The sequence below is a fragment of the Candidatus Streptomyces philanthi genome, from assembly GCF_059553635.1.
Window position 1 is genome coordinate 1 of record NZ_JCANQV010000473.1, and the last position, 2,874, is coordinate 2,874.

Here is a 2,874-nt window from a genome sequence, read left to right on the forward strand (position 1 = left end):
TGCCGGACTCCGTCGTACGGGCGGCCGCGCGTCCCGCGCGCCGGCGCCCGGACCCGGGCCGTCGGCCCTGCGTCCGCACCATGGTGTTCCGTCCCCCCGTGCCCGTTCGTCGTGCTGCTTCGACGATCGCCCACGGGAGGGGAAGGAAACAGGGACGAACGGACGTCGGCGGGGGCAGGGGAAATGCCCCTTCGGTCATCGGCCGGACCGCGCTGCAAGATCCTTCCCGGCGGGGCCCGACGGCCAAACCCGTACGGCGGTTTCGTGCGGGTCGTCACAGGAGGGGGAGGGAACGCCGAGGCGCCGCCCACGGTTCTCCTCGGGAGGAAAGCGGGCGGTGCGCGCTCCCCGGAACGGCCCCGCGCTGGGGCGGGAAGGGCCGGCCGCGCGTGGTCGTACGCAGTGACGAGACGGAGGACGAGAGGTGGGCACGCCGTGAGCGGGCAGCGACCCCCCGCCGGGGCCACGGGGGAGGGCCTGCGGTTCCGGGTCCTGGGATCGGTACGCGTCCTGCGGGACGGGCGGCCGCTGCCGCCCGGATCACCCCAGCAGCGCGTGGTGCTCGCGATGCTCCTGGGAAGCAGGGGACGGACCGTCGCGGTACGGGACCTGGTCGGCGCGCTGTGGGAGGGCGAGCCCCCGAAACGCGCCACCGGCACCGTACGCACCTATGTGTCCCGGCTGCGCCGTCTGCTGGAACCGGAGCGCACCCCCGGGGAACCGGCCCGGCTGCTGGTGTCGGACGGCGACGGCTACGCGCTGCGGACACCCGCGCGGGCGCTGGACGCCGCGGAGTTCGAAGCCGGGCTGGCGGCCGCCGCCCGCCTGCGGGCCGCGGGCGACATCCGCGCCGCCCACGACGAACTGGCCGCCGCCCTCGCCCTGTGGGAGGGCACGCCGCTGGCCGGGCTGCCCGGCCCGTACCCGAGGCTGGAGGCCGAACGGCTCACACGACTGCGCACCGACGCCCGGGAGAACGCCTTCGCCTGCGCCCTGGACCTGGGCCACGCTCCGGAGGTGGTCACGGAACTCCACGCGTTCGCCCGGGAACACCCGTTGCGCGAGCGCGCCCAGGGGCTCCTGATGCGGGCCCTGGACCGGTGCGGCCGCCGGGCGGAGGCACTGGACGCGTACGAGTCCACCCGCCGCGTCCTGGACACCGAACTGGGCGTCCGCCCGGGAACGGAACTCCGCGACCTCCACGCCCGGCTGCTGTCCGGCCCGCCACGGACCTCCTCGGCGCCCGGCCCCGCCACGTCCCCGGGCGCACCGGGCAGCCCCCTGCCGCCGGGCGCCGCCTCCTACCGCCTCCCGCACCTTCCCGCCGCCATGGCGCCCGCCTCCGGCCGGGACAGCAGCCCCGGCCCCGTCGCCCCCGCCCTCCGCACCCTCTGGGCCGACACGAACGGCACCACCCCTCGCACTCCCGTCCCCGCCCAACTCCCGCCATCTGTAGCGGACTTCACCGGGCGTACGGAGATGGTGGCCGCCCTCCGCGGGCTCCTGGAGGGCGCCGCGTCCGGTCACACGCCGGTGGTGGCGGTGCTCACCGGCCTCGGCGGCGCCGGGAAGACGGCCCTCGCCGTCCACGTCGCCCAGCGGGTACGGTCCGCCTTCCCCGACGGTCAGCTCTACGCCGATCTGCACGGCGACGCCCCCGACCCGGCCGACCCGGCCGACGTCCTGGCACGGTTCCTGCGCGCCCTCGGCGTCCCCGGCGGCGCCCTGCCCGACCGCCTCGACGAACTGACGGCCCTGTTCCGCTCCCGGCTCGCCGGCCGCCGGACGCTCCTCGTCCTCGACGGCGCCCGGGACGCCGCGCAGATCCGGCCGCTGCTGCCCGGCACACCCGGCTGCGGCGTCCTCGTCACCGGACGCCCCCGGACCCTCGCCCCGGCCGGCGCGCACACCGTCGACGTGGGCGTCCTGGGGGAGGCGGAGGCCGTCGACCTGCTCACCGCGGTCCTCGGCCGCGAACGGGCCCACGCGGAGCCGGAAGCCGCGAGGGAACTCGTCGCGCTCTGCGGCGGCCTGCCCCTCGCCGTCCGCATCGCCGGTGCCCGTCTGGCCTCCCGGCCCGGCCGTACCGTCGGCGGACTCGTGGCGCGGCTGCGCGACGAACGGCGCCGGCTGGACGAACTCCAGGTCGGCGACCTGGCCGTGCACGCCACCTTCCGCCTCGGCCACGAGGCCCTCGCCCCCGCCCTCGCCAGGGCGTTCCGCTTCCTCGCCCTCGCCGAGGTCCCCGCGTTCGGCCGGGGCACCGCGGCCGCGCTGCTGGGCGGCGTCGACGAGGACGAGGCGGAGGCGACCGCCGAACGCCTCGTCGACGCCGGGCTCCTGGAGCGCCACGGCCCCGACCGCTACCGCTTCCACGACCTGGTGAGACTCTTCGCACGGCGGCTCGGCGAACACACCGACACCCCGCACGCACGCTGCCGGGCCCAGCTGCGCTTCCTCGGATTCGTCCTGGCCGCCGTCCTGGAGGCGGTCCGCCACCGCGCCGTACCGGACCCGCCCCGGCAGGGGGCGCCGGGCCGTGGCCCGGTGGACGCGCACGCCGCCCGCGCCTGGCTGGACGACGCGGACCCTCGCCTGTACGGGTTCCTCGACCGGCTCCTGCGCCACGGGCCGGACGGCGCGGGCGCCCTCTCCGGGCCCCTGCTGCGCCAGACCGTCGACCTGCTCACCGCCTGGGCCCACCTCCTCAGCGGCACCGCACGCCACCGCCGGCTGGCACCCCTGGCCCGCCTCGCCCTGGAACGGGCCCGCGCCTGCGGCGACGACGTGGCCGCCGTCTCCGCGCTCCACCTCCTCGCCGCCCCCACACACGGCATCCACACCTGCCCCCGCGCCACCCGGATGCTGCGCGCC

Annotated in this window: 1 protein-coding gene; it reads left to right on the forward strand. The window is 77.7% G+C overall.

Annotation, left to right across the window (positions count from 1 at the left end; genetic code table 11):
• Positions 1–435 precede the first annotated feature (435 nt).
• The coding region (locus AC51EU_RS29120) for an AfsR/SARP family transcriptional regulator (protein ID WP_496270088.1) at positions 436–2,874 on the forward strand (2,439 nt) is incomplete at its 3' end.